A 19218-nucleotide genomic window follows, 5' to 3' on the forward strand; every position below is an offset into this window, starting at 1 on the left:
GCTCGCATCGGCCTCCGATCTGCCGCAGCATCGTCGGGTGCGGCCCCGCCGCCCGCCACGGCGATCACGCTCGCGGCGTACCCTGGTGCCCCGGAGACACCGAGCGGCACCCGAGACCACGGATGGGATGAGGCAGGCCCCAGCGCCGACCTATGAGTGACACATCGCAGACCCGTACCAACGGACAGTCGCGCCCCGAACCGGCCGACGACGTCCGCGTCAGCGCCCGGATCGTCATCCCCGAGAAGCACCCGATGGTCACCCTGCTCGGCACCGCGGACTCGCTGCTGCGCGTGATCGAGCAGGGCTTCCCCGCCGCCGACATCCACGTCCGCGGCAACGAGGTGACCGCCACCGGAGCCCGGGCCGAGGTCGCCCTCGTGCAGCGGCTCTTCAACGAGATGATGCTGGTGCTGCGCACCGGCCAGCCCCTGACGGAGGACTCCGTGGAGCGCTCCATCGCCATGCTCCGCAGCCAGGACCAGGACCCGGACAGCCCGGCGCCCTCCCAGGTGTTCACCGCGAACATCCTGTCCAACCGGGGCCGCACGATCCGCCCGAAGACCCTCAACCAGCAGCGCTACGTCGACGCGATCGACAAGCACACGATCGTCTTCGGCCTCGGACCGGCCGGCACCGGCAAGACCTACCTGGCGATGGCCAAGGCCGTCCAGGCCCTCCAGGCCAAGGAGGTCAACCGGATCATCCTGACCCGCCCGGCGGTCGAGGCGGGGGAGCGGCTGGGCTTCCTGCCCGGCACCCTCTACGAGAAGATCGACCCGTACCTGCGCCCGCTGTACGACGCGCTGCACGACATGATGGACCCGGACTCCATCCCGCGCCTGATGGCGGCCGGCACCATCGAGGTCGCCCCGCTCGCGTACATGCGCGGCCGCACCCTCAACGACGCCTTCATCATCCTCGACGAGGCCCAGAACACCTCGCCCGAGCAGATGAAGATGTTCCTCACCCGCCTCGGGTTCAACTCCCGGGTGGTGGTCACCGGCGACACCAGCCAGATCGACCTCCCGGGCGGCACCCGCAGCGGACTCAAGGTCGTCCAGGAGATCCTGGCCGACGTGCCCGACATCCACTTCTCCGTCCTCACCAGCACCGACGTGGTCCGCCACAAGCTGGTCGGCCGGATCGTGGACGCCTACGAGCGCTGGGACGCCCGGCAGGAGGCCGAGGACGGCTCCCCGGCTCCCCGCAAGCCCGCCCAGCGGCGCCCCGGCAAGGCCACCGCGCCCCGCGCTCCCCGACAGTCCCATCGCACCGAAAGCTGAGCACACAGCCCGTCATGTCGATCGACATCGCCAACGAGTCCGGTTGGGAAGCCGACGAGGAGTCCATCCTCGACGTCGCCCGCTTCGCCCTGGACAAGATGCGGATCCACCCGCAGTCAGAACTGTCCGTGATCCTGGTGGACAGTGCGGCGATGGAGGAGCTGCACATCCAGTGGATGGACCTGCCCGGGCCCACCGACGTGATGTCCTTCCCGATGGACGAGCTGCGTCCCGGCAAGGAGGGCGAGGAGCTGCCGCAGGGCCTGCTCGGCGACATCGTGCTCTGCCCCGAGGTCGCCGAGCAGCAGGGCCAGGCCGCCCCCTCCAAGCACTCGATGGACGAGGAGCTGCAACTGCTCACCGTGCACGGGGTGCTGCACGTCCTCGGCTACGACCACGAGGAGCCGGAGGAAGAGGAGGAGATGTTCGCCCTCCAGAAGCGCATCCTGGACGACTGGCGGGCGGGCCGCGGCCTCGGCGGCATCTCCCCGGCCCCCACCACCCACTGAGCGCGGAGCCCGAACCCCTGTGAGTGGTGAGAGTACGAGCTTCATCCTCGGTGCCGTGCTGCTCGTCGTGCTCGGCTGGCTGGCCGCGTGCGCCGAGGCGGGCATCTCCCGGGTCTCCCGGTTCCGGGCGGAGGAGGCGGTGCGCAGCGGCCGGCGCGGCTCCGCGCGGCTGCTGACCGTCGCCTCCGACCCGATCCGCTACCTCAACCTGGCCACCCTGATCCGGGTGGCCAGCGAGATGGCGGCGGCCGTCCTGGTCACCGTGGTGTGCGTGCGCAACGTCAGCCCGACCTGGCAGGCCGTGCTGCTGGCGTTCGGCGTGATGGTGCTGGTGTCCTTCGTCGCGGTGGGGGTCTCGCCGCGCACGATCGGGCGCCAGCACCCGATCACCACCGCGACCGCGGCCTCCTTCGTCCTGCTGCCGCTGGCCGCGGTGCTGGGCCCGATCCCGCGGCTGCTGATCCTGCTCGGCAACGCGCTGACCCCGGGCAAGGGCTACCGGGAGGGTCCGTTCGCCTCGGAGGCGGAGCTGCGGGCCCTGGTGGACCTCGCCGGGAAGGACGACCTGATCGAGGACGAGGAGCGCCGGATGGTGCACTCGGTCTTCGAGCTGGGCGACACCATCGTGCGCGAGGTGATGGTGCCGCGCACCGACCTGGTGATGATCGAGCGGCACAAGACCGTCCGGCAGGCGCTCACCCTGGCGCTGCGCTCCGGCTTCTCGCGCATCCCGGTGGTCGGCGACAACGAGGACGACGTGGTCGGCATCGTCTACCTCAAGGACCTGGTGCGGCGTACCCACATCAACCGGAACGCGGAGTCCGAGGAGGTCGGCGCGGTGATGCGCCCGGCCGTCTTCGTCCCCGACTCCAAGCCGGCCGGCGACCTGCTGCGCGAGATGCAGCAGCGCCGCTCGCACGTGGCGATCGTGATCGACGAGTACGGCGGCACGGCCGGGCTGGTCACCATCGAGGACATCCTGGAGGAGATCGTCGGCGAGATCACCGACGAGTACGACCGGGAGATCGCCCCGGTGGAGGACCTCGGCGACGGCTCGTACCGGATCACCGCCCGGCTGCCGGTGGAGGACCTGGGCGAGCTGTTCGGCTTCGAGCTGGAGGACGAGGACGTCGAGACCGTCGGCGGCCTGCTGGCCAAGCACCTGGGCCGGGTGCCGATCCCCGGCTCGTCCTGCGAGATCCCGTTGCCCGAGCCGGTGGGGGGCGGCCTGACCGGCATCCTGCTGACCGCCGAGTCCTCGGCCGGCCGCCGCAACCGGATCGGCTCCATGGTCGCCGCCCCCGTCCGCCGCACCGAGGGCGCCGGGGCCCCGGCGGGCGAGTAGCGGGCGGGCGGTCGCCGAGCGACCATGGAGGGCATGACGCACAAACTTCGCGCGGAGTACGGCCCGCAGGGGGCGGCCGGCGGAGTCAAGTCCTGGCACGTGGTGCGGGACGAGGACCTGTCGGTGGCGCTCTGCGGCCGGGACATGCCCGACGACGCCGAGACGCGGCCCGAGGAGGAGTGGGGCACCGGGTTGCGCTGCTGCCAGCAGTGCGGCTCGCTCTACATGCACGAGACCCCGCACATGGAGAAGCTCCATCCCTACAGCTAGACCATGGCCGAGCTCTGGAGGTCGCCATGAAGCTGCAAGACACGCTGAAGCCCGTCGACCGCCGTCTCGCCATGGTGTGGCGGATCGGGGCGGGGGCCGGGGGGGTTTTCCTGATCGTGTTCGGGTGCCTGGGGCTGGCCGACCACCCCGGGTTCCTGTCCACCCACGGCGACCAGGTCACCGGGCTGTCGACCAACGGGGCGCTGAGCATCCTGTCCATCGTGGCGGGCGCGGTCCTGCTGGTGGGGGCGGTGATCGGCGGGAACTTCGCGTCCAACCTCAACATGGCGGTGGGCGTGCTGTTCGTCCTGTCCGGTTTCTACGGTCTGACGGTGCTGGAGCGGCCGGACGCGAACATCCTCAACTTCCGGATGTCGAACGTGCTGTTCGCGTTCATCTTCGGGATCGTCCTGACGACCTTCGGGATGTACGGCCGGGTGAGCAGCCACCTGCCGCACGACAACCCGTTCTGGCGCGAGCGCGTCGAGCACGAGGAGCCGCAGCCGTCCGGGCCGAAGACCTTCGTCAAGGTCCTGCACCCGAACCCGGGGCCGACCCACCCGGTCGGCCACTGAGCGGCGCCGGGTGCCTATGCTCGGCGGCATGAGTGACATCGTCGAGCTCGACCCCGAAGACAAGAAGATCATCACCCTGGCCCGCTCGGCCCGTGCCCGCAACGGCGTCGCCGAGGGGGCCGCGGTGCGTGACGAGACCGGACGCACCTACGTGGCCGGGACGGTCGCGCTGGAGTCGCTGCGGCTGAGCGCCCTCCAGGCGGCGGTGGCGATGGCGGTGGCCAGCGGCGCCAGGTCGCTGGAGGCGGCGGCCGTGGTGAGCGAGGCGGAGCAGCCGGCCGAGGCGGACCTGGCGGCCGTACGGGACCTGGGCGGGGCCGGGACGCCGGTGCTGCTGGCCGGGCCGGACGGGGCGCTGCGGGTGTCCGCCGAGGCTCGCTGAGGCCCGGCGGGGCCCGCTGTGAGGCCCGGTGAGAGGCCTGGGCGGGGCCGCCTGGGGCCGTGCCCCGGGCCTTCGGCGGCCGTGCCGAGGGGCATGGTCCCGGCCCACGCCCGGCAGATAATCTCACCGGGGGAGTGGATGCGCTGAGGGGGCTGGGGCATGGGGGCGGTGGCGTTCTTCGCCGGGCTGCTGCTGTTCGTGATGGGGCTGGGCAAGTGGCAGGAGACCAAGTCGGAGCTCTGGCTCTTCGGCTCGCTCGGCTTCCTGCTGGTGCTGGTGGTGGTCTCGCTGATCCCCACCGACGGCAAGGGCGGAAAGGGCGGGAAGAAGGCCTGAACGCGCCCCCGGACACCCCCGGGGGTGGGCCCGGACGGCGGGGCTCCGGTGATCAGGGAGAATGGAGCCCATGAATGCCCCTTCCTCCTCGTACCGCTCCGGGTTCGCGTGCTTCGTCGGCCGGCCCAACGCGGGCAAGTCGACCCTGACCAACGCCCTGGTGGGGACGAAGGTCGCGATCACCTCCGACCGCCCGCAGACCACCCGGCACACCGTGCGCGGCATCGTGCACCGCCCGGACGCCCAGCTCGTCCTGGTCGACACCCCCGGCCTGCACAAGCCGCGCACCCTGCTCGGCGAACGCCTCAACGACCTGGTCCGCACCACCTGGGCCGAGGTCGACGTGATCGGCTTCTGCCTGCCCGCCGACCAGAAGATCGGCCCCGGCGACAAGTTCATCGCCAAGGAGATCGCCGGGATCAAGAAGACCCCGAAGGTCGCCATCGTCACCAAGACCGACCTGGTCGACTCCAAGCGCCTGGCCGAGCAGCTGATCGCCATCCACCAGCTCGGCATCGAGCTGGGCTTCGAGTGGGCCGAGATCATCCCGGTCTCCGCCGTGGGCGACAAGCAGGTGGAACTGGTCGCCGACCTTCTCACCAAGCTGCTGCCGGAGGGCGACCAGCTCTACCCGGAAGGCGACCTCACCGACGAGCCCGAGCAGATCATGGTCGCCGAGCTGATCCGCGAGGCCGCGCTGGAGGGCGTGCGCGACGAACTGCCGCACTCGCTGGCCGTGGTGGTCGAGGAGATGCTGCCGCGCGAGGGCCGCCCGGCGGACCGCCCGCTGCTGGACATCCACGCCAACGTCTACATCGAGCGGCAGAGCCAGAAGGCGATCGTGATCGGCGCGAAGGGCTCGCGGCTCAAGCACGTCGGCACCACCGCCCGCAAGCACATCGAGGCGCTGCTCGGCACGCCGGTCTACCTGGACCTGCACGTCAAGGTCGCCAAGGACTGGCAGCGCGACCCCAAGCAACTGCGCAAGCTCGGCTTCTGAGTCCGGGCTCCGGACCGGCGGGTTCGAGCCACCGGGAGGCCTGGGGCCCGTTCGGACGTTGTGCGTCCGGGCGGGCCCTTGCCATGGTCCGGCCGTACGCGACGTCAGAAGGGGCACAGCGCGATGAAGTTGCACACCCGGGAGTGGGGCCGCGGGGACCGGCTGGCCGTGCTGGTGCACGGCATCATGTCCGACCACCGCACCTGGCGGCTGATCGGTCCGGCGCTGGCCGAGCGGGGCTACCGGGTGCTCGCGGTGGACCTGCGCGGGCACGGGCGCAGCCCGCGCGGCACCGGCGGGAGCCCGCTGGAGCGCTACCCCCTGGAGGCGTACTCCGACGACCTGGTGGAGAACCTGCCGACCGGCGTCGAGCTCGCGATCGGCCACTCGCTGGGCGGCATCGCGCTGGCGGGCGCGGTCGAACGGCTGGAGCCGGCCCGCGCGGTGTACGTCGATCCGGCCTGGCGGTTCGCCCAGACCGGGATGGACCCGCGGGTGATGGCGGAGCTGAGGCACCTCACCCGGGAGCAGATCGTCGCGCTCAGCCCGAGCTGGGAGCCGGACGACGTGGACGCCGAACTCGCCGCCGCGGCCGCCTGGGACGAGGACTCGGCGTGGGCCCTGGCCGACCAGCGCTCGGACCTGCCGACCCGGCCGGCGGTGCCCTCGCTGGCGGTGCTGGCCGACCGCAGCCTGCTGGTGGACGCGTCCAGCGCCCGGGCGCTGCGCGCCCGGGGCTTCGAGGTGCGCACCGTGCCCGGCTCGGGCCACACCGTCCACCGGGACGACCCGGCCGGCTTCCTGGCCGCGCTCGACGGCTGGCTCTGACCCTCCCGGGCCGCCGGGTCCTCCGCGCTCCGCGGGCGGGCCCTGCCGCGCGACCCCGGTGCTACGCGCCCTCGCGCAGCACCAGGGAGATCAGCTCGCGCTGCGAGTCGGTGAGCTTCGGGTCGGCGCAGTACACCGACCGGCCGTCGACGGTGATCTCGTAGTGGAAGCCGTCCGGCACCCCGTACGAGGGCGCGCGCAGCCCGCCCGCGACGGCCTCGCGGGCGAGCGCGTGCACGTGCGGGGCGTCCGTGCGGTCGGCGGTGTCGATCTCCGCCTGGCGGACGAGCCCCGCGAAACCGCCGGTCCGGGTCACCTGGATACGCATGGTGTCCATGGTGCTACGCAGGGAGGGGGGTTTGCCGGGCTTTTCCCGGACCGTGACCTTAAGCCCGCCTCAACCCGGTCTCAACCACCCTTCAGGCTCGCTCCGGTGGCTCCGGTGGCTCCGGTGGCTCCGGTGGCTCCGGTGGCTCCGGACGGGCTCCGGACGGGCTCCTGGGGCTCCAGGCGAGCCCCGCGGGCCGCGCCCCCGGAGGGTCACCCCGGGCTGACCCCGACCTGCGCCCAGGAGGCCGTGACGGTGTCCACCACCGACCGGTCGTCGGGGTAGCGGGCCTTGGCGGCGGCCACGGTGGCCCGGGCGAAGGCGGTGAAGTCGGCGTCGGCGGGCAGCGTGCGCCCGGTCAGCGCGTCGTACCAGATCCGCCCCGCGCGCTCCCAGGCCGAGCCGCCGAGCGCGGTGGCCAGCAGGTAGAACGCGTGGTTGGGGATGCCGGAGTTGATGTGCACCCCGCCGTTGTCCTGGGAGGTGTTCACGTAGTCCCGCATGTGCGCGGGCTGCGGGTCCTTGCCCAGCTGCGGGTCGTCGTAGGCGGTGCCGGGCGCCTTCATCGAGCGCAGCGCCACGCCCTGCACGCCCGGGGCAAGCAGCCCGGCGCCGATCAGCCAGTCGGCGTCGGCGGCGCTCTGGTGCAGCGAGTACTGCTTGACCAGCGAGCCGAAGACGTCGGAGACCGACTCGTTGAGCGCGCCGGGCTGGTCCTGGTAGTCCAGCCCGGCGGTGAACTGGGTGACGCCGTGGGTGAGTTCGTGGCCGATGACGTCGATGCAGGCGGTGAAGTCGCCGAACACCACGTTGTCGCCGTCGCCGAACACCATCTGGTGGCCGTTCCAGAAGGCGTTGTCGTAGTCGCGGCCGTAGTGGACGCTGGCGTCCAGCCGCAGGTTCCGGTCGTCGATCGAGTGCCGGCCGAAGACGTCGGCGTAGAGCGCGAAGGTGGCGCCGAGGCCGTCGTAGGCGTGGTTGACGGAGCTGTCGGAGGACGCGCCGCGGCCCTCGGTGCGCACGCTGCGCCCGGGCAGCCGCTGGCCGTGTCCGGCGTCGTAGATCACCCGGTTGAGGCCCGGGGCGGCGGCGACGGGCGGGGGCGGGGAGAGTCGGGCCGCGCGGTGCGCCGCGTCGAGGGCCAGGGAGTGGACGGCGGGCTCGTGGCCGGCCTCGGCGAGGCGGTCCAGGACGTACGGCGGGACGATCGTGCAGATCGGTACTGCTGCAGTCATGTGGCCCAGGGTGAGGCCTCGATGACCGGTTGTCACCACCTTCGGCATGACCGGTCGACGTCTCAAGGAGTGGAACGGAAGCCCGGATCACTTCGGGGGCGCGCGGCGCTGGGTTACGCTGGGGCCATCATGCGCAACGGGCTGCTTCTTCTTAGCTGCCGCGTCGAGGGCCTGTAGTCCACCGGGCCGGCACCCTCGCCGCGGGGAACGAGCTGTGCGCGCGATCGGCGATCCACTGGTGTATCGCGAGCGGCAGCCGAGGCCGGCCAGTCGGTGTCGACCAGGTGTTGACCCCTCCCGACCCGCCCGCACCACGCATCACAGGAAGCCGAGTCACCTCCATGACCGAGCAGAACTCCGCCGCGTCCGTTCCCGCCGGCCGTCCCTTCGTCGACCGCCCCACCCCGATCACCGCCGCCTCGGTGCGCCAGCGGCCCTCGGGCATGCGTCACGGGCGCTACCTGCCGTTCGGCACCGTCGACCTGGCGGACCGCAGCTGGCCGGAGAAGGTGATCACCAAGGCGCCGCGCTGGCTCTCCACCGATCTGCGGGACGGCAACCAGGCGCTGATCGACCCGATGTCGCCGGCCCGCAAGCGCATGATGTTCGACCTGCTGGTGAAGATGGGCTACAAGGAGATCGAGGTCGGCTTCCCCTCCTCCGGGGCCACCGACCACGCCTTCGTGCGCTCGCTGATCGAGGAGGGGGCGATCCCCGAGGACGTCACCATCTCGGTGCTGACGCAGGCCCGCGAGGAGCTGATCGAGAAGACCGTGGAGTCGCTGGTCGGCGCCCCGCGGGCGACCGTCCACCTGTACAACGCGACCGCGCCGCTGTTCCGCCGGGTGGTGTTCCGCAACGACAGGGCGGCCACCAGGGCGATCGCCACCGAGGGCACCCGGCTGGTGATGGAGTACGCGGAGAAGCTGCTGGGCGACGACACCGTCTTCGGCTACCAGTACTCGCCGGAGATCTTCGTCGACACCGAGCTGGACTTCGCGCTGGAGGTCTGCGAGGCGGTCATGGACGTCTGGCAGCCGGGCGAGGGCCGCGAGATCATCCTGAACCTGCCCGCCACCGTCGAGCGGGCCACCCCGAACGTCCAGGCCGACCAGTTCGAGTGGATGTCGCGCCACCTGTCCCGCCGTGAGTTCGTCTGCCTGTCGGTGCACCCGCACAACGACCGCGGCACCGCCGTCGCCTCCGCCGAGCTGTCCTACATGGCGGGTGCCGACCGCATCGAGGGCTGCCTGTTCGGCCAGGGCGAGCGGACCGGCAACGTCGACCTGGTGACGCTGGGGATGAACCTGTTCTCGCAGGGCATCGACCCGCAGATCGACTTCTCCGACATCGACGAGGTGCGCCGCACCGCCGAGTACTGCAACCAGATGGAGGTGCACCCGCGCCACCCGTACGCCGGCGACCTGGTGTACACCTCCTTCTCCGGCTCGCACCAGGACGCCATCAAGAAGGGCTTCGACGTCCTGGAGGCGGACGCCAGGGCCGCGGGCGTACCGGTGCACGAGCACACCTGGGGCGTGCCGTACCTGCCGATCGACCCGAAGGACGTCGGCCGCACCTACGAGGCGGTCATCCGGGTCAACAGCCAGTCCGGCAAGGGCGGCGTGGCGTACGTGCTGAAGAACGACCACAAGCTGGACCTGCCGCGCCGGATGCAGATCGAGTTCTCCCGGATCATCCAGGCCAAGACCGACGCCGAGGGCGGCGAGGTCAGCCCGGCCGAGATCTGGCGGGTCTTCGAGGACGAGTACCTGCCGACCACCGACAACCCGTGGGGCCGGATCTCGCTGAGCGGTTCGCGCACCCTGACCACCGAGGACGGCCGGGACGCGCTGACCGCCGAGGCCCTGGTGGACGGCGTCCCGACCACCCTGACCGGTACCGGCAACGGCCCGGTCTCGGCCTTCGCCGACGCGCTGGCCCGGATCGGCGTGGACGTGCGCGTCCTGGACTACGCCGAGCACGCGCTGAGCGAGGGCGGCGACGCCCAGGCCGCCGCGTACGTGGAGTGCGCGGTGGACGGCAAGGTGCTGTGGGGCGTGGGCATCGACGGCAACACCGTGCTGGCCTCGCTGAAGGCCATGATCAGCGCCGTCAACCGCTCGCAGCGCGGCTAATTCGAACGGGTGGTGTGCGAAGGGCCGTCCCGCGGGGCGGCCCTTCGCCGTGCCGGCCTGGGGTTGTGTCCTGCGCCACATTTTTTCGAATCGGAAGCCGTTCGAGGTACTGACACGTGCCGGTAACCGTGGCAACATCGATCCACCGGAAAGCCGGGTCGGTGGGACGGCCTCGGTGTCCGGTCGCGTGACCTGCCCATTGTCGAGCAGGCCGCCTGCCATGTCTGGGGAGTGGCGCCGTGACCAGGTTGTGGGGTGTTCGCCCGCGGTGGCGGACTGACGTTCTCGGTGACTTCTTCTGCCCGGGCTGTGGCGGGGACCGCAACTACCGTCGGCAGCACGGCCGGCGGTGGCTGCGGTTGCTGGGGACCCCGGTGGTCCCGCTCGGCCCGGTGATCGGCAGTGTGCAGTGCACCAGCTGCCACGGCCGGTACGGCGTCGAGAGCCTGGAGCAGCCCACCAGCGTGCGCCTCGGCGCGATGCTGCGGGACGCCCAGTACACCATCGCGCTGGCCCTGCTCGCGGCCGGTGGCACCGCCCACCGGGCGGCCCGCGACGCGGCCTGCGCGGCGGTCCGCGAGGCCGGGTTCGAGGACTGCGGCGAGGCCCAGGTGCTGGCCGCGCTCGCCGCGCTCTCCGGGCTCGGCGGCGAACTCCACGACGCCCGGGGGATGTCCGGCGGACTGGCCGTCGAACTGCACGCGGTGCTCGAACCGCTCACCCCGCACCTGGCCCACCACGGCCGCGAGCGGCTGCTGCTGCAGGGTGCGGCGATCGCCCTGGCGGACGGGCGCTACCTGCCGCAGGAGCGCGACGCGCTCGCCGCGGTCGGGGGCTGCCTGGACCTGCCGAAGTCCCGGGTCGGGGCGCTGCTGGAGGCGGCGACCAGGACCCCGTACAAGTAGCGCCGCCCGCCGGCCCGCCCGCAGCGCTGCTCGCCGACCACCTCTCACCGCTCACGATCACTGCTCGTGATCACCGGCCACCACCACCGCCCGCCGAGCACCGTCCGGACCTCCGGAATCCGCAGACCATCTCCGAATCCCCCACAACGGGCCTTGGACTCCCCACCCCGGGCCCGCCGTGACCCGCACCGCATGGCCTCCCCCACGGCCGCCGGTGCGGGCAACACGGCTGTCCGGCGCCGGCGGGCGGTGGGGGAGAATGGTCCCCATGAGTCTTTTCCGGGACGACGGCGTCGTGCTGCGGGCGCAGAAGCTCGGCGAGGCCGATCGGATCATCACCCTGCTGACCCGCCAGCACGGCAAGGTGCGGGCGGTGGCGCGCGGGGTGCGGAAGACCAAGTCCAAGTTCGGTGCCCGCCTGGAGCCGTTCTCGCACGTGGACGTGCAGTTCTTCAGCCGGGGGAGTGAGCTGATCGGCCGGGGATTGCCGCTCTGCACCCAGGTGGAGACCATCGCGCCGTACGGCGGCCCGATCGTCGCCGACTACGGCCGCTACACGGCCGGCACCGCGATGCTGGAGACCGCCGAGCGGTTCGCCGAGAACGAGGGCGAGCCGGCCGTCCAGCAGTACCTGCTGCTGGTCGGCGGGCTGCGCACGCTGGCGGCCGGGCTGCACGAGTCGCACCTGGTACTGGACGCCTTCCTGCTGCGCTCGCTCGCGGTGAACGGGTACGGCGCGAGCTTCACCGACTGCGCCAAATGCGGCCTGGAAGGGCCGAACCGTTTCTTCTCCCTCCCCGCGGGCGGGGTGCTCTGCGGGGACTGCCGAGTGCCCGGATGTGCCGTACCCTCCCCTGAGACACTGGTACTGCTCGGGGCGCTGCTGTCAGGGGACTGGCGGACGGCCGACGCCTGCGAGCCGCGGTACTGGCGGGAGGGCAGCGGCCTGGTCGCGGCCTATCTGCAGTGGCACCTGGAGCGGGGCATCCGCTCGATGAGATACGTGGAGAAGTGAGCACATGGCAGCGCGACGGCTCTTCGGCGGCGGCAAGCAGCGGACGTACGTCCCCCCGACCCCGCACCCCAGCGGCGCACAGCCCCCGAAGATCCCCGGCGAGCTGGTCCCCGAGCACGTCGCGATCGTGATGGACGGCAACGGCCGCTGGGCCAAGGAGCGCGGGCTGCCCCGCACCGAGGGCCACAAGGTCGGCGAGTCCGTGGTGCTGGACGTCCTCAAGGGCGCCATCGAGCTCGGCGTCAAGAACATCTCGCTGTACGCGTTCTCCACCGAGAACTGGAAGCGCTCGCCCGACGAGGTGAAGTTCCTGATGAACTTCAACCGGGACGTCATCGCCCGCCGCCGCGACGAGATGGACGCGATGGGCGTGCGGATCCGCTGGGCGGGCCGGATGCCCAAGCTGTGGAAGAGCGTCGTCCAGGAGCTCCAGGTCGCCGAGGAGCAGACCAAGGACAACGACGCCGTCACGCTCTACATGTGCGTCAACTACGGCGGCCGGGCCGAACTCGCCGACGCGGCGCAGGCGATCGCCCAGGACGTCGCGGCCGGGAAGCTCGACCCGAAGAAGGTCAACGAGAAGACCCTGGCCAGGTACATGTACCACCCGGACATGCCGGACGTGGACCTCTTCCTGCGCCCCAGCGGCGAGCAGCGCACCTCCAACTTCCTCCTCTGGCAGTCGGCTTACGCCGAGTTCGTGTTCCAGGACGTGCTCTGGCCGGACTTCGACCGCCGTGACCTGTGGCGCGCCTGCGAGCAGTACGCGATGCGCGACCGGCGCTTCGGCGGGGCGATCCCCAACGAGGTCGGCGCGCCGGTGCCGTCCCAGCGCTGACGGGCGTACGGTCCCGAGGCCGTGCCGGACGCGACGGCCGTGCCGGACGAAAAGGAGAGGACCCGCCGGGATCTGCCCGGCGGGTCCTCTCCTTCGTGTCGGCGGCTCAGGCCTTCTTGGCGCACTCCGCACAGGTCCCGAAGATCTCCAGGGTGTGCGCGATGTCGCTGAAGCCGTGCTCGGCGGCGACCGAGTTGGCCCAGCGCTCCACCGCGGGGCCCTCCACCTCGACGGTCGCGCCGCAGTGCCGGCAGACCAGGTGGTGGTGGTGCCCGCTGCTGCACCGGCGGTAGACCGCCTCGCCGTCGGCGGTGCGCAGCACGTCCACCTCACCGGCGTCCGCGAGCGACTGGAGCGTGCGGTAGACCGTGGTCAGACCGACGGAGTCCCCGCGGTGCTTGAGCAGGTCGTGGAGCTCCTGCGCGCTGCGGAAGTCCGCGATCTCGTCCAGGGCTGCCGAGACGGCGGCACGCTGCCGGGTCGAGCGGGCGCGCGGCGACGGGCCTGCGGTGGTCACCGTGGGTCCTCCTGGGGTCGTGGGCGTCTCGCACATCATTGTGCCAGCCCGGCCCGCCGCTCAGGGGTGGTCGTGCCGGACGGCCCGGAGACGGCCTGCCCCGGCAGTTCGACGTCGCACACCTTCGGTCCGTTCTCGCCCGTGCCGCGGTGGCGCCGTCGGGCCAGTGGCGCGGCGAGCAGGCTGAACACCGCGAAGACCGCGATGGCGAGCAGCACGATGGCCGGGCCGGAGGGCACGTCGAGCTGGTAGGAGCCCGTGACGCCGGCCAGCGAGACGACCACGCCGAGCGCGATCGAGGCGGCCTGGGTGGCGGCGAAGGAGCGGGTGAGCTGCTGGGCGGCGACCACCGGGACCACCATCAGCGCGCTGACCAGCAGCAGCCCGACCACCCGCATGGCGACCGTGACGGTGACCGCGGCCATCACCGCGAGCAGCAGGTTGAGGGTGCGCACCGGCACGCCGGTGACCCGGGCGAAGTCCTCGTCCTGGCAGATCGCGAAGAGCTGGCGGCGCAGGCCGACGGTGACCGCGATGACCACCGTGCCGAGCACCGCGATGGTGGCCAGGTCCGCGGGGGCGACGGTGAGGATCGAGCCCCACAGGTAGCTCTCCAGCGAGCCGGCCCCGGCCTGGGCGGACATCGAGACCAGCAGCTTGCCGCAGGCCATGCCGCCGTAGAAGAGCATCGCGAGGGCGATGTCGCCGCGCTGGTTGCCGCGCGAGCGGACCAGCTCCATGGTGACGGCGCCGAGCACGCAGACCAGCACGGCCATCCAGACCGGGCTGGTCTGGAAGATGAAGCCGAGGCCGACGCCGGTCATCGCGACATGGCCCATGCCGTCGCCCATCAGGGCCTGGCGGCGCTGCACCAGGTAGATGCCGACGGCCGGGGCGGTGATCCCGACCAGGACGGCGGCGAGCAGGGCCCGCTGCATGAAGTCGTAGGACAGCATCTCGGTCATGCGAGCAGCCTCGGCGGGGTCAGGTCGGCGTGCGGGTGGACGTGGTCGTGGCCGGGCAGCGCGTGCAGGCCGGTGTTGGGCACGGGCGGGCCGTCGTGGGCGACGCAGCCGTCCCGCAGCACCACGGCGCGGTCGATCAGCGGTTCCAGCGGTCCGAGTTCGTGCAGCACGAGGAGGACGGAGGCGCCGCGGCCGACCTCGGTGCGCAGGGTGTCGGCGAGCACCTGCTGGCTGGCGGCGTCGACGCCGGCCATCGGCTCGTCCATGATCAGCAGGTCGGGGGAGCCGACCAGGGCGCGGGCGATCAGCACCCGCTGCTGCTGGCCGCCGGACAGGTCGGCCACGCCGTCCGAGGCCCGCTCCAGCATGCCGACGGCGGCCAGCGCGCGGTCCACCGCCTCGCGGTCCTTGCGGCGGAAGGGCAGCAGCCGGTGCTGCGGCAGCCGTCCGGTGGAGACCACCTCGCGCACGGTGGCGGGGACGCCGGAGGCGGCGGTGGTGCGCTGCGGGACGTACCCGATCCGGTGCCAGGCGCGGAAGGAGCGGAACGGGGTGCCGAACAGCTCCAGGGTGCCGTGCTCCAGCGGGACGGACCCGATCACGGCCTTGACGGTGGTCGACTTGCCGGAGCCGTTGGCGCCCAGCAGGGCGACGACCTCTCCGGGCCGGACGGTGAGGTCGACGCCGCGCAGCACCGGCCGGCCGCCGCGCGAGGCGACGGCGTCACGGAGGCGGACGGCCGGGGGTATCGGGTCGGTCATGGTGCTCGGTCCCGTCAGTTCGCGGGGGCGGGGGTGGCGGCGTCGGTCCCGGCGGTGCCGGTCGGGGCGGTGCCGGTCGGGGCGGTCCCGGACGGGGCACCGAGGGCGGCCCGCAGGTTGGCCAGGTTCTGCTTCATCACGGTCAGGTAGTCGTCCTTGGACGGGTCCTTGACGCCCTCCAGCGGATCCAGGACGGCGGTCCTGAGGCCGAGGTCCTTGGCGACGGTCTCGGCGAGCTTGGGGCTGACCAGGGTCTCGAAGAAGACGGTGGAGACGCCGTTGTCCTTGGCGGCCTTCTGCACCGCGGCGAGGCGGGCCGGGGTGGGCTCGGACTCCGGGTCGACGCCGTTGATGGCGACCTGGGTGAGGCCGTAGTGGTCGGCGAGGTAGCCGAACGCGGCGTGGCTGGTGACGAAGGTCCGGGTCCTGGCGTCCTTCAGCCCGTCCCGGAACTCCTGGTCGAGCGCGGTGAGCCTGGTGACCAGCTCGTCGGTGTTCTTCCGGTAGTCCTCGGCGTGGGCCGGGTCGGCCTTGGCGAACTCGTCGCCGACGCTCTTGGCGATCGCCGCGTAGCGGGTCGGGTCGAGCCAGATGTGCGGGTCGCCGGCCGGGTCCTCGTGCTTGTGGCCGTCGGTCCCGTGGCCGTCGCCGCCGTGGTCGGCGTCCCCGGTGCCCTCGTCGAGGTGGTGGTCGACCAGCGGGCTGGCGGCGGTGGCGTCGATCTTGTGCTTGCTGGACGACTGCGCGACGGCCTGGTCGACGGTGGGCTGGAGGCCCTTGAGGTAGATGATCGCGTCGGCCTTCTGGACCGTGCCGACCTGCTTGGCGGTGAGCTCCAGGTCGTGCGGCTCGACGCCGGCGGCGGTCAGGTCGGTGACCGCGACGTGCTCCTTGCCGATCTGCTGGGCCAGGTACTCCATCGGGTAGAAGGAGGCGACGACCTTCAGCTTGCCCGTGCCGCTGTCGGCGCTGCTGCTGCCTCCGCAGGCGGTGAGGACGAGGGAGGCGGCGAGGGCGGTGGTGCCGAGGGCCATGGAACGGCGGGTCCGGCGAGACAGTCCGAGTCGAGGCAGTCCGATCATCATGACAATCATTCTCATCTCACATGGAAATGATTGTCAAATCACTCGGACGGGTGAACGGAAGGTGACGGAGGGTGGGGGCGGCCGGACGATACCGATTTGAATCACGTACCCGTAGGGCCGGTAACCTGAGGTATTCGGGTACGCGCAACCAGCCGTGCCCTGACCGTGCCGTACGTACTGAAGAGAGCACTGTGGCCGCCGACAAGATCGACACGATCGTCAGCCTGAGCAAGCGCCGTGGCTTCGTCTACCCCTGCAGCGAGATCTACGGCGGCACGCGTGCCGCCTGGGACTACGGGCCGCTGGGTGTCGAGCTCAAGGAGAACATCAAGCGCCAGTGGTGGCGCGCGATGGTCCAGGCCCGTGAGGACGTCGTCGGACTCGACTCGTCGGTGATCCTCGCCCGCGAGGTGTGGGAGGCCTCCGGTCACGTCGCCACCTTCAATGACCCGCTGACCGAGTGCCTCTCCTGCCACAAGCGCCACCGGGCCGACCACCTGGAGGAGAAGTACGAGGCCAAGCACGGCTTCCCGCCGCCGAACGGTCTCCAGGACGTCAACTGCCCCGACTGCGGCACCAAGGGCCAGTTCACCGAGCCCAAGGACTTCTCGGGCATGCTGAAGACCCACCTCGGTGTCACCGAGGAGGCGAGCGGCCTGGCGTTCCTGCGCCCGGAGACCGCCCAGGGCATCTTCACCAACTTCAAGGCCGTCCAGACCACTTCGCGCAAGAAGCCGCCGTTCGGCATCGCCCAGACGGGCAAGAGCTTCCGCAACGAGATCACCCCCGGCAACTTCATCTTCCGGACCCGCGAGTTCGAGCAGATGGAGATGGAGTTCTTCGTCAAGCCGGGCGAGGACGAGCAGTGGCACGAGTACTGGCTCCAGCAGCGCTGGGACTGGTACGTCGGCCTCGGCCTGCGCACCGAGAACATGCGCTTCTTCGAGCACCCGAAGGAGAAGCTCTCCCACTACGCCAAGCGCACGGTGGACATCGAGTACCGCTTCAACTTCGGTGGCAGCGAGTTCTCCGAGCTGGAGGGCGTCGCCAACCGCACCGACTACGACCTGCGGGTGCACAGCGAGGCCTCCGGCCAGGACCTGAAGTACTTCGACCAGGAGTCCGGCGAGCGGTACTTCCCGTACGTCATCGAGCCGGCGGCCGGCCTCAACCGCGCCATGCTGGCCTTCCTGATCGACGCCTACTTCGAGGACGAGGCGCCGAACGCCAAGGGCGTCATGGAGAAGCGCGTCGGCATGCGGCTCGACCCGCGCCTGGCCCCGGTCAAGGTCGCCGTCCTGCCGCTGTCGCGCAACGCCGAGCTGTCCCCGAAGGCCCGCGGCCTGGCCGCCGACCTGCGCACCGCGTGGAACGTCGAGTTCGACGACGCCGGCGCCATCGGCAAGCGCTACCGCCGCCAGGACGAGATCGGCACGCCGTTCTGCGTCACCGTCGACTTCGACACCCTTGAGGACAACGCGGTGACCGTCCGCGACCGCGACACCATGTCGCAGGAGCGCGTCTCGCTGGACCAGGTCAAGGCGTACCTGGGCGCGCGGCTGATCGGCTGCTAGCAGCCTCCGGCACGGCCCGGGAGCCCTCGTCCGCCCTGGTGGGGCGGACGGGGGCTCCTTGCTGTCCGGGACCGGGGTCGGGACCGGGGTCGGGGGCCGAGTGCCGGCCCAGGCCGTCCCCGGTCCGTCCCGCGGCCGTTTCCCGTGCGGCCGCCGCTACCGCCGTCCCCAGCGCGAGCGCGGGGCCGTGGGCGGGCGGGTCGGGAGGCCGGCGGTGCGCAGGGCCGCGAGCGTGGTGCGGTGGCGGGCCTCGTCGGCGAGCAGCGCGGCCAGCAGCTGCGCGTAGAGCCCGGAACTGCCGGCGCCGTCCAGGGCGGCGGCCAGCCGGACCACCTCGACGGGCGGGCGCAGGACGGCCAGCTCGCTCAGCAGGAGGGCGGCGAGCGCCGGCGGCAGCCCGGCCGCGAGGTCGGCGAGGTCGGCGGTGGAGCGGCCCGCGGCCTGGCGCAGCAGGGTCCTGACGTCGGCGGACCGGCCGTGCTGCTGGAGGCAGGCGGCCAGGGAGGTCAGCTCGGGCATCGGCGCGGACCCCCACTCCCAGAGCAGCGTCGCGCTGTCGGCGGCCAGCCCGGCCCGGTCCAGCGCGGAGAGCAGGCCGGGGACGGAGGCGGCCGGGTAGCCCCAGAAGGCGTGGAACACCTCGGCCGCCTCCTCGGCCAGGCCCAGTTCGCGCAACTCGGCGAGCACGGTGACGGAATGGTCGGGTGCGGACCGGGCGATGCTGCGGGCGAGGAGGAGCGAGCCGCCGGTCGGACCGTACCGGGCCAGCATGCCGACCAGCAGCGCGGCGTCGGAGGGGGTGAGGCGGGCGGCGGCCGCGTCTATCACCCCGGTGGCCTCGGCGAGGGAGCCGGCCCGGTGGAGGGCGGTGATCCGCTCGGTGAGAGCGCCGAGGTCGGGGCGGGCGGGCGCCGGCTGCTGCTGAGGTGGCTGCTGCTGTCGCGGTGGCTGCTGTGCGGGCTGCTGATGGGCCGGTGCCTGTTGATGCTGCGGTGGCGGCGGTGGCTGCTGCCGCTGTCTGATCCTGCTCTCCAACTCCTCCAGCTGGTCGCTGAGTTGGAGGCAGCGGGCGCCCAGGCCCTCGCGGAGCGTGCGGGCCTGGGCGAGCTGGCGCAGCAGCTCCCCGTCCGGCCGCTGGCGGCCCGGGGCGGCCCGGATCGCCTCGTTCAGGCGCCGTTCACGTTGGCCCGCGTAGCGGCTCGCACGGAGTAACTCGTCCAGTTCTGCGCGGAGTTCCTCGGCCTGTTGCTCGCCTTCCGGCCGCTGGCCTGCGGATTGTGCCGTCGGCCGCATGCGCATGATCGCCCCAACCTGTCCATCTGCACC

The 19218-nt window shown here is 71.9% G+C and carries 21 protein-coding genes; 14 read left to right on the forward strand and 7 right to left on the reverse strand.

Annotated elements, in window-relative coordinates; all coding sequences use genetic code 11:
* The first annotated feature begins 152 nt into the window (after positions 1 to 152).
* From ACZ6EM_RS09370 to ACZ6EM_RS09410, 9 genes are all read left to right on the forward strand, one after another.
* On the forward strand, positions 153 to 1286 hold the full coding sequence (locus tag ACZ6EM_RS09370) for a PhoH family protein (RefSeq protein ID WP_452178210.1): 1134 nt from the start codon (positions 153 to 155) through the stop codon (positions 1284 to 1286).
* Between the two features lie 14 nt (positions 1287 to 1300).
* Complete coding sequence (gene ybeY, locus ACZ6EM_RS09375) at positions 1301 to 1795, forward strand: rRNA maturation RNase YbeY (protein ID WP_359903032.1); 495 nt, start codon at positions 1301 to 1303, stop codon at positions 1793 to 1795.
* A 19-nt stretch (positions 1796 to 1814) separates the two neighbouring features.
* On the forward strand, positions 1815 to 3140 hold the full coding sequence (locus tag ACZ6EM_RS09380) for a hemolysin family protein (protein ID WP_401049207.1): 1326 nt from the start codon (positions 1815 to 1817) through the stop codon (positions 3138 to 3140).
* A gap of 33 nt (positions 3141 to 3173) precedes the next feature.
* Positions 3174 to 3410, forward strand: a complete 237-nt coding sequence (locus ACZ6EM_RS09385) for a hypothetical protein (protein WP_359903026.1) — start codon at positions 3174 to 3176, stop codon at positions 3408 to 3410.
* A gap of 26 nt (positions 3411 to 3436) precedes the next feature.
* Complete coding sequence (locus ACZ6EM_RS09390; RefSeq protein WP_452178208.1) at positions 3437 to 3985, forward strand: DUF4383 domain-containing protein; 549 nt, start codon at positions 3437 to 3439, stop codon at positions 3983 to 3985.
* A 28-nt stretch (positions 3986 to 4013) separates the two neighbouring features.
* The gene (locus tag ACZ6EM_RS09395; RefSeq protein WP_359903020.1) at positions 4014 to 4367 is read left to right on the forward strand and encodes a cytidine deaminase; all 354 of its coding nucleotides are present in this window, start codon (positions 4014 to 4016) and stop codon (positions 4365 to 4367) included.
* Between the two features lie 159 nt (positions 4368 to 4526).
* Positions 4527 to 4703, forward strand: a complete 177-nt coding sequence (locus tag ACZ6EM_RS09400) for a hypothetical protein (RefSeq protein WP_452178207.1) — start codon at positions 4527 to 4529, stop codon at positions 4701 to 4703.
* Between the two features lie 70 nt (positions 4704 to 4773).
* Positions 4774 to 5703 carry a GTPase Era gene (gene era / locus ACZ6EM_RS09405; RefSeq protein ID WP_316521324.1) on the forward strand — a complete coding sequence of 310 codons (930 nt, stop codon included), beginning with the start codon at positions 4774 to 4776 and terminating at the stop codon, positions 5701 to 5703.
* A gap of 123 nt (positions 5704 to 5826) precedes the next feature.
* Positions 5827 to 6531 carry an alpha/beta fold hydrolase gene (locus ACZ6EM_RS09410; protein ID WP_401055555.1) on the forward strand — a complete coding sequence of 235 codons (705 nt, stop codon included), beginning with the start codon at positions 5827 to 5829 and terminating at the stop codon, positions 6529 to 6531.
* Between the two features lie 61 nt (positions 6532 to 6592).
* Here ACZ6EM_RS09410 and ACZ6EM_RS09415 read toward each other — a convergent pair whose 3' ends face one another.
* Positions 6593 to 6859 (reverse strand): protealysin inhibitor emfourin, encoded by a 267-nt coding sequence (locus tag ACZ6EM_RS09415; RefSeq protein ID WP_359903011.1) that lies wholly within the window; start codon positions 6857 to 6859, stop codon positions 6593 to 6595.
* A 212-nt stretch (positions 6860 to 7071) separates the two neighbouring features.
* Complete coding sequence (locus tag ACZ6EM_RS09420; RefSeq protein ID WP_401047059.1) at positions 7072 to 8094, reverse strand: M4 family metallopeptidase; 1023 nt, start codon at positions 8092 to 8094, stop codon at positions 7072 to 7074.
* 341 nt (positions 8095 to 8435) lie between these two features.
* Between ACZ6EM_RS09420 and leuA the strand changes: the two genes are divergently transcribed.
* The 4 genes from leuA to ACZ6EM_RS09440 all read left to right on the forward strand — a co-directional run bounded on the left by leuA (position 8436) and on the right by ACZ6EM_RS09440 (position 12990).
* On the forward strand, positions 8436 to 10232 hold the full coding sequence (gene leuA / locus ACZ6EM_RS09425) for a 2-isopropylmalate synthase (RefSeq protein WP_359903005.1): 1797 nt from the start codon (positions 8436 to 8438) through the stop codon (positions 10230 to 10232).
* A gap of 359 nt (positions 10233 to 10591) precedes the next feature.
* Complete coding sequence (locus ACZ6EM_RS09430; RefSeq protein WP_359903002.1) at positions 10592 to 11137, forward strand: TerB family tellurite resistance protein; 546 nt, start codon at positions 10592 to 10594, stop codon at positions 11135 to 11137.
* Positions 11138 to 11405: 268 nt separating this feature from the next.
* Complete coding sequence (gene recO / locus ACZ6EM_RS09435; RefSeq protein ID WP_401047053.1) at positions 11406 to 12152, forward strand: DNA repair protein RecO; 747 nt, start codon at positions 11406 to 11408, stop codon at positions 12150 to 12152.
* 4 nt (positions 12153 to 12156) lie between these two features.
* A complete protein-coding gene (locus ACZ6EM_RS09440) occupies positions 12157 to 12990 on the forward strand; it encodes an isoprenyl transferase (protein WP_401047051.1) in 834 nt (277 codons plus the stop codon).
* A 106-nt stretch (positions 12991 to 13096) separates the two neighbouring features.
* On the opposite strand, the gene ACZ6EM_RS09445 is transcribed toward ACZ6EM_RS09440, so the two are convergent.
* The 4 genes from ACZ6EM_RS09445 to ACZ6EM_RS09460 are packed head-to-tail and all read right to left on the reverse strand — an operon-like array spanning position 13097 to position 16267.
* Positions 13097 to 13507 carry a Fur family transcriptional regulator gene (locus ACZ6EM_RS09445; RefSeq protein ID WP_189918013.1) on the reverse strand — a complete coding sequence of 137 codons (411 nt, stop codon included), beginning with the start codon at positions 13505 to 13507 and terminating at the stop codon, positions 13097 to 13099.
* Between the two features lie 35 nt (positions 13508 to 13542).
* Positions 13543 to 14472, reverse strand: coding sequence for a metal ABC transporter permease (locus ACZ6EM_RS09450; protein ID WP_401047048.1), 930 nt, complete (start codon positions 14470 to 14472; stop codon positions 13543 to 13545).
* The gene (locus tag ACZ6EM_RS09455; protein ID WP_380348007.1) at positions 14469 to 15233 is read right to left on the reverse strand and encodes a metal ABC transporter ATP-binding protein; all 765 of its coding nucleotides are present in this window, start codon (positions 15231 to 15233) and stop codon (positions 14469 to 14471) included. Before ACZ6EM_RS09455 ends, ACZ6EM_RS09450 begins: the two co-directional genes overlap by 4 nt.
* A 14-nt stretch (positions 15234 to 15247) precedes the next feature.
* Complete coding sequence (locus ACZ6EM_RS09460) at positions 15248 to 16267, reverse strand: metal ABC transporter substrate-binding protein (RefSeq protein ID WP_465772168.1); 1020 nt, start codon at positions 16265 to 16267, stop codon at positions 15248 to 15250.
* Positions 16268 to 16509: 242 nt separating this feature from the next.
* On the opposite strand from ACZ6EM_RS09460, the gene ACZ6EM_RS09465 reads away from it, so the two are divergent.
* Positions 16510 to 17892, forward strand: coding sequence for a glycine--tRNA ligase (locus ACZ6EM_RS09465; RefSeq protein ID WP_359902988.1), 1383 nt, complete (start codon positions 16510 to 16512; stop codon positions 17890 to 17892).
* 156 nt (positions 17893 to 18048) lie between these two features.
* On the opposite strand, the gene ACZ6EM_RS09470 is transcribed toward ACZ6EM_RS09465, so the two are convergent.
* The gene (locus tag ACZ6EM_RS09470; RefSeq protein ID WP_452178205.1) at positions 18049 to 19191 is read right to left on the reverse strand and encodes a hypothetical protein; all 1143 of its coding nucleotides are present in this window, start codon (positions 19189 to 19191) and stop codon (positions 18049 to 18051) included.
* Between the last annotated feature and the right edge of the window lie 27 nt (positions 19192 to 19218).

The sequence above is a fragment of the Kitasatospora sp. NPDC041917 genome, assembly GCF_055589745.1.

What these genes read in the sequence shown, in the direction of transcription:
- era (WP_316521324.1), top strand. Translation starts at nt 4,774, where the DNA reads ATGAATGCCCCTTCCTCCTCGTACCGCTCCGGGTTCGCGTGCTTCGTC.
- ACZ6EM_RS09455 (WP_380348007.1), bottom strand. Translation starts at nt 15,233, where the DNA reads ATGACCGACCCGATACCCCCGGCCGTCCGCCTCCGTGACGCCGTCGCC.
- ACZ6EM_RS09390 (WP_452178208.1), top strand. Translation starts at nt 3,437, where the DNA reads ATGAAGCTGCAAGACACGCTGAAGCCCGTCGACCGCCGTCTCGCCATG.
- ACZ6EM_RS09470 (WP_452178205.1), bottom strand. Translation starts at nt 19,191, where the DNA reads ATGCGCATGCGGCCGACGGCACAATCCGCAGGCCAGCGGCCGGAAGGC.
- recO (WP_401047053.1), top strand. Translation starts at nt 11,406, where the DNA reads ATGAGTCTTTTCCGGGACGACGGCGTCGTGCTGCGGGCGCAGAAGCTC.
- ACZ6EM_RS09370 (WP_452178210.1), top strand. Translation starts at nt 153, where the DNA reads ATGAGTGACACATCGCAGACCCGTACCAACGGACAGTCGCGCCCCGAA.
- ACZ6EM_RS09410 (WP_401055555.1), top strand. Translation starts at nt 5,827, where the DNA reads ATGAAGTTGCACACCCGGGAGTGGGGCCGCGGGGACCGGCTGGCCGTG.
- leuA (WP_359903005.1), top strand. Translation starts at nt 8,436, where the DNA reads ATGACCGAGCAGAACTCCGCCGCGTCCGTTCCCGCCGGCCGTCCCTTC.
- ACZ6EM_RS09450 (WP_401047048.1), bottom strand. Translation starts at nt 14,472, where the DNA reads ATGACCGAGATGCTGTCCTACGACTTCATGCAGCGGGCCCTGCTCGCC.
- ACZ6EM_RS09420 (WP_401047059.1), bottom strand. Translation starts at nt 8,094, where the DNA reads ATGACTGCAGCAGTACCGATCTGCACGATCGTCCCGCCGTACGTCCTG.
- ACZ6EM_RS09395 (WP_359903020.1), top strand. Translation starts at nt 4,014, where the DNA reads ATGAGTGACATCGTCGAGCTCGACCCCGAAGACAAGAAGATCATCACC.
- ybeY (WP_359903032.1), top strand. Translation starts at nt 1,301, where the DNA reads ATGTCGATCGACATCGCCAACGAGTCCGGTTGGGAAGCCGACGAGGAG.
- ACZ6EM_RS09460 (WP_465772168.1), bottom strand. Translation starts at nt 16,267, where the DNA reads ATGGCCCTCGGCACCACCGCCCTCGCCGCCTCCCTCGTCCTCACCGCC.
- ACZ6EM_RS09400 (WP_452178207.1), top strand. Translation starts at nt 4,527, where the DNA reads ATGGGGGCGGTGGCGTTCTTCGCCGGGCTGCTGCTGTTCGTGATGGGG.
- ACZ6EM_RS09415 (WP_359903011.1), bottom strand. Translation starts at nt 6,859, where the DNA reads ATGCGTATCCAGGTGACCCGGACCGGCGGTTTCGCGGGGCTCGTCCGC.
- ACZ6EM_RS09385 (WP_359903026.1), top strand. Translation starts at nt 3,174, where the DNA reads ATGACGCACAAACTTCGCGCGGAGTACGGCCCGCAGGGGGCGGCCGGC.
- ACZ6EM_RS09440 (WP_401047051.1), top strand. Translation starts at nt 12,157, where the DNA reads ATGGCAGCGCGACGGCTCTTCGGCGGCGGCAAGCAGCGGACGTACGTC.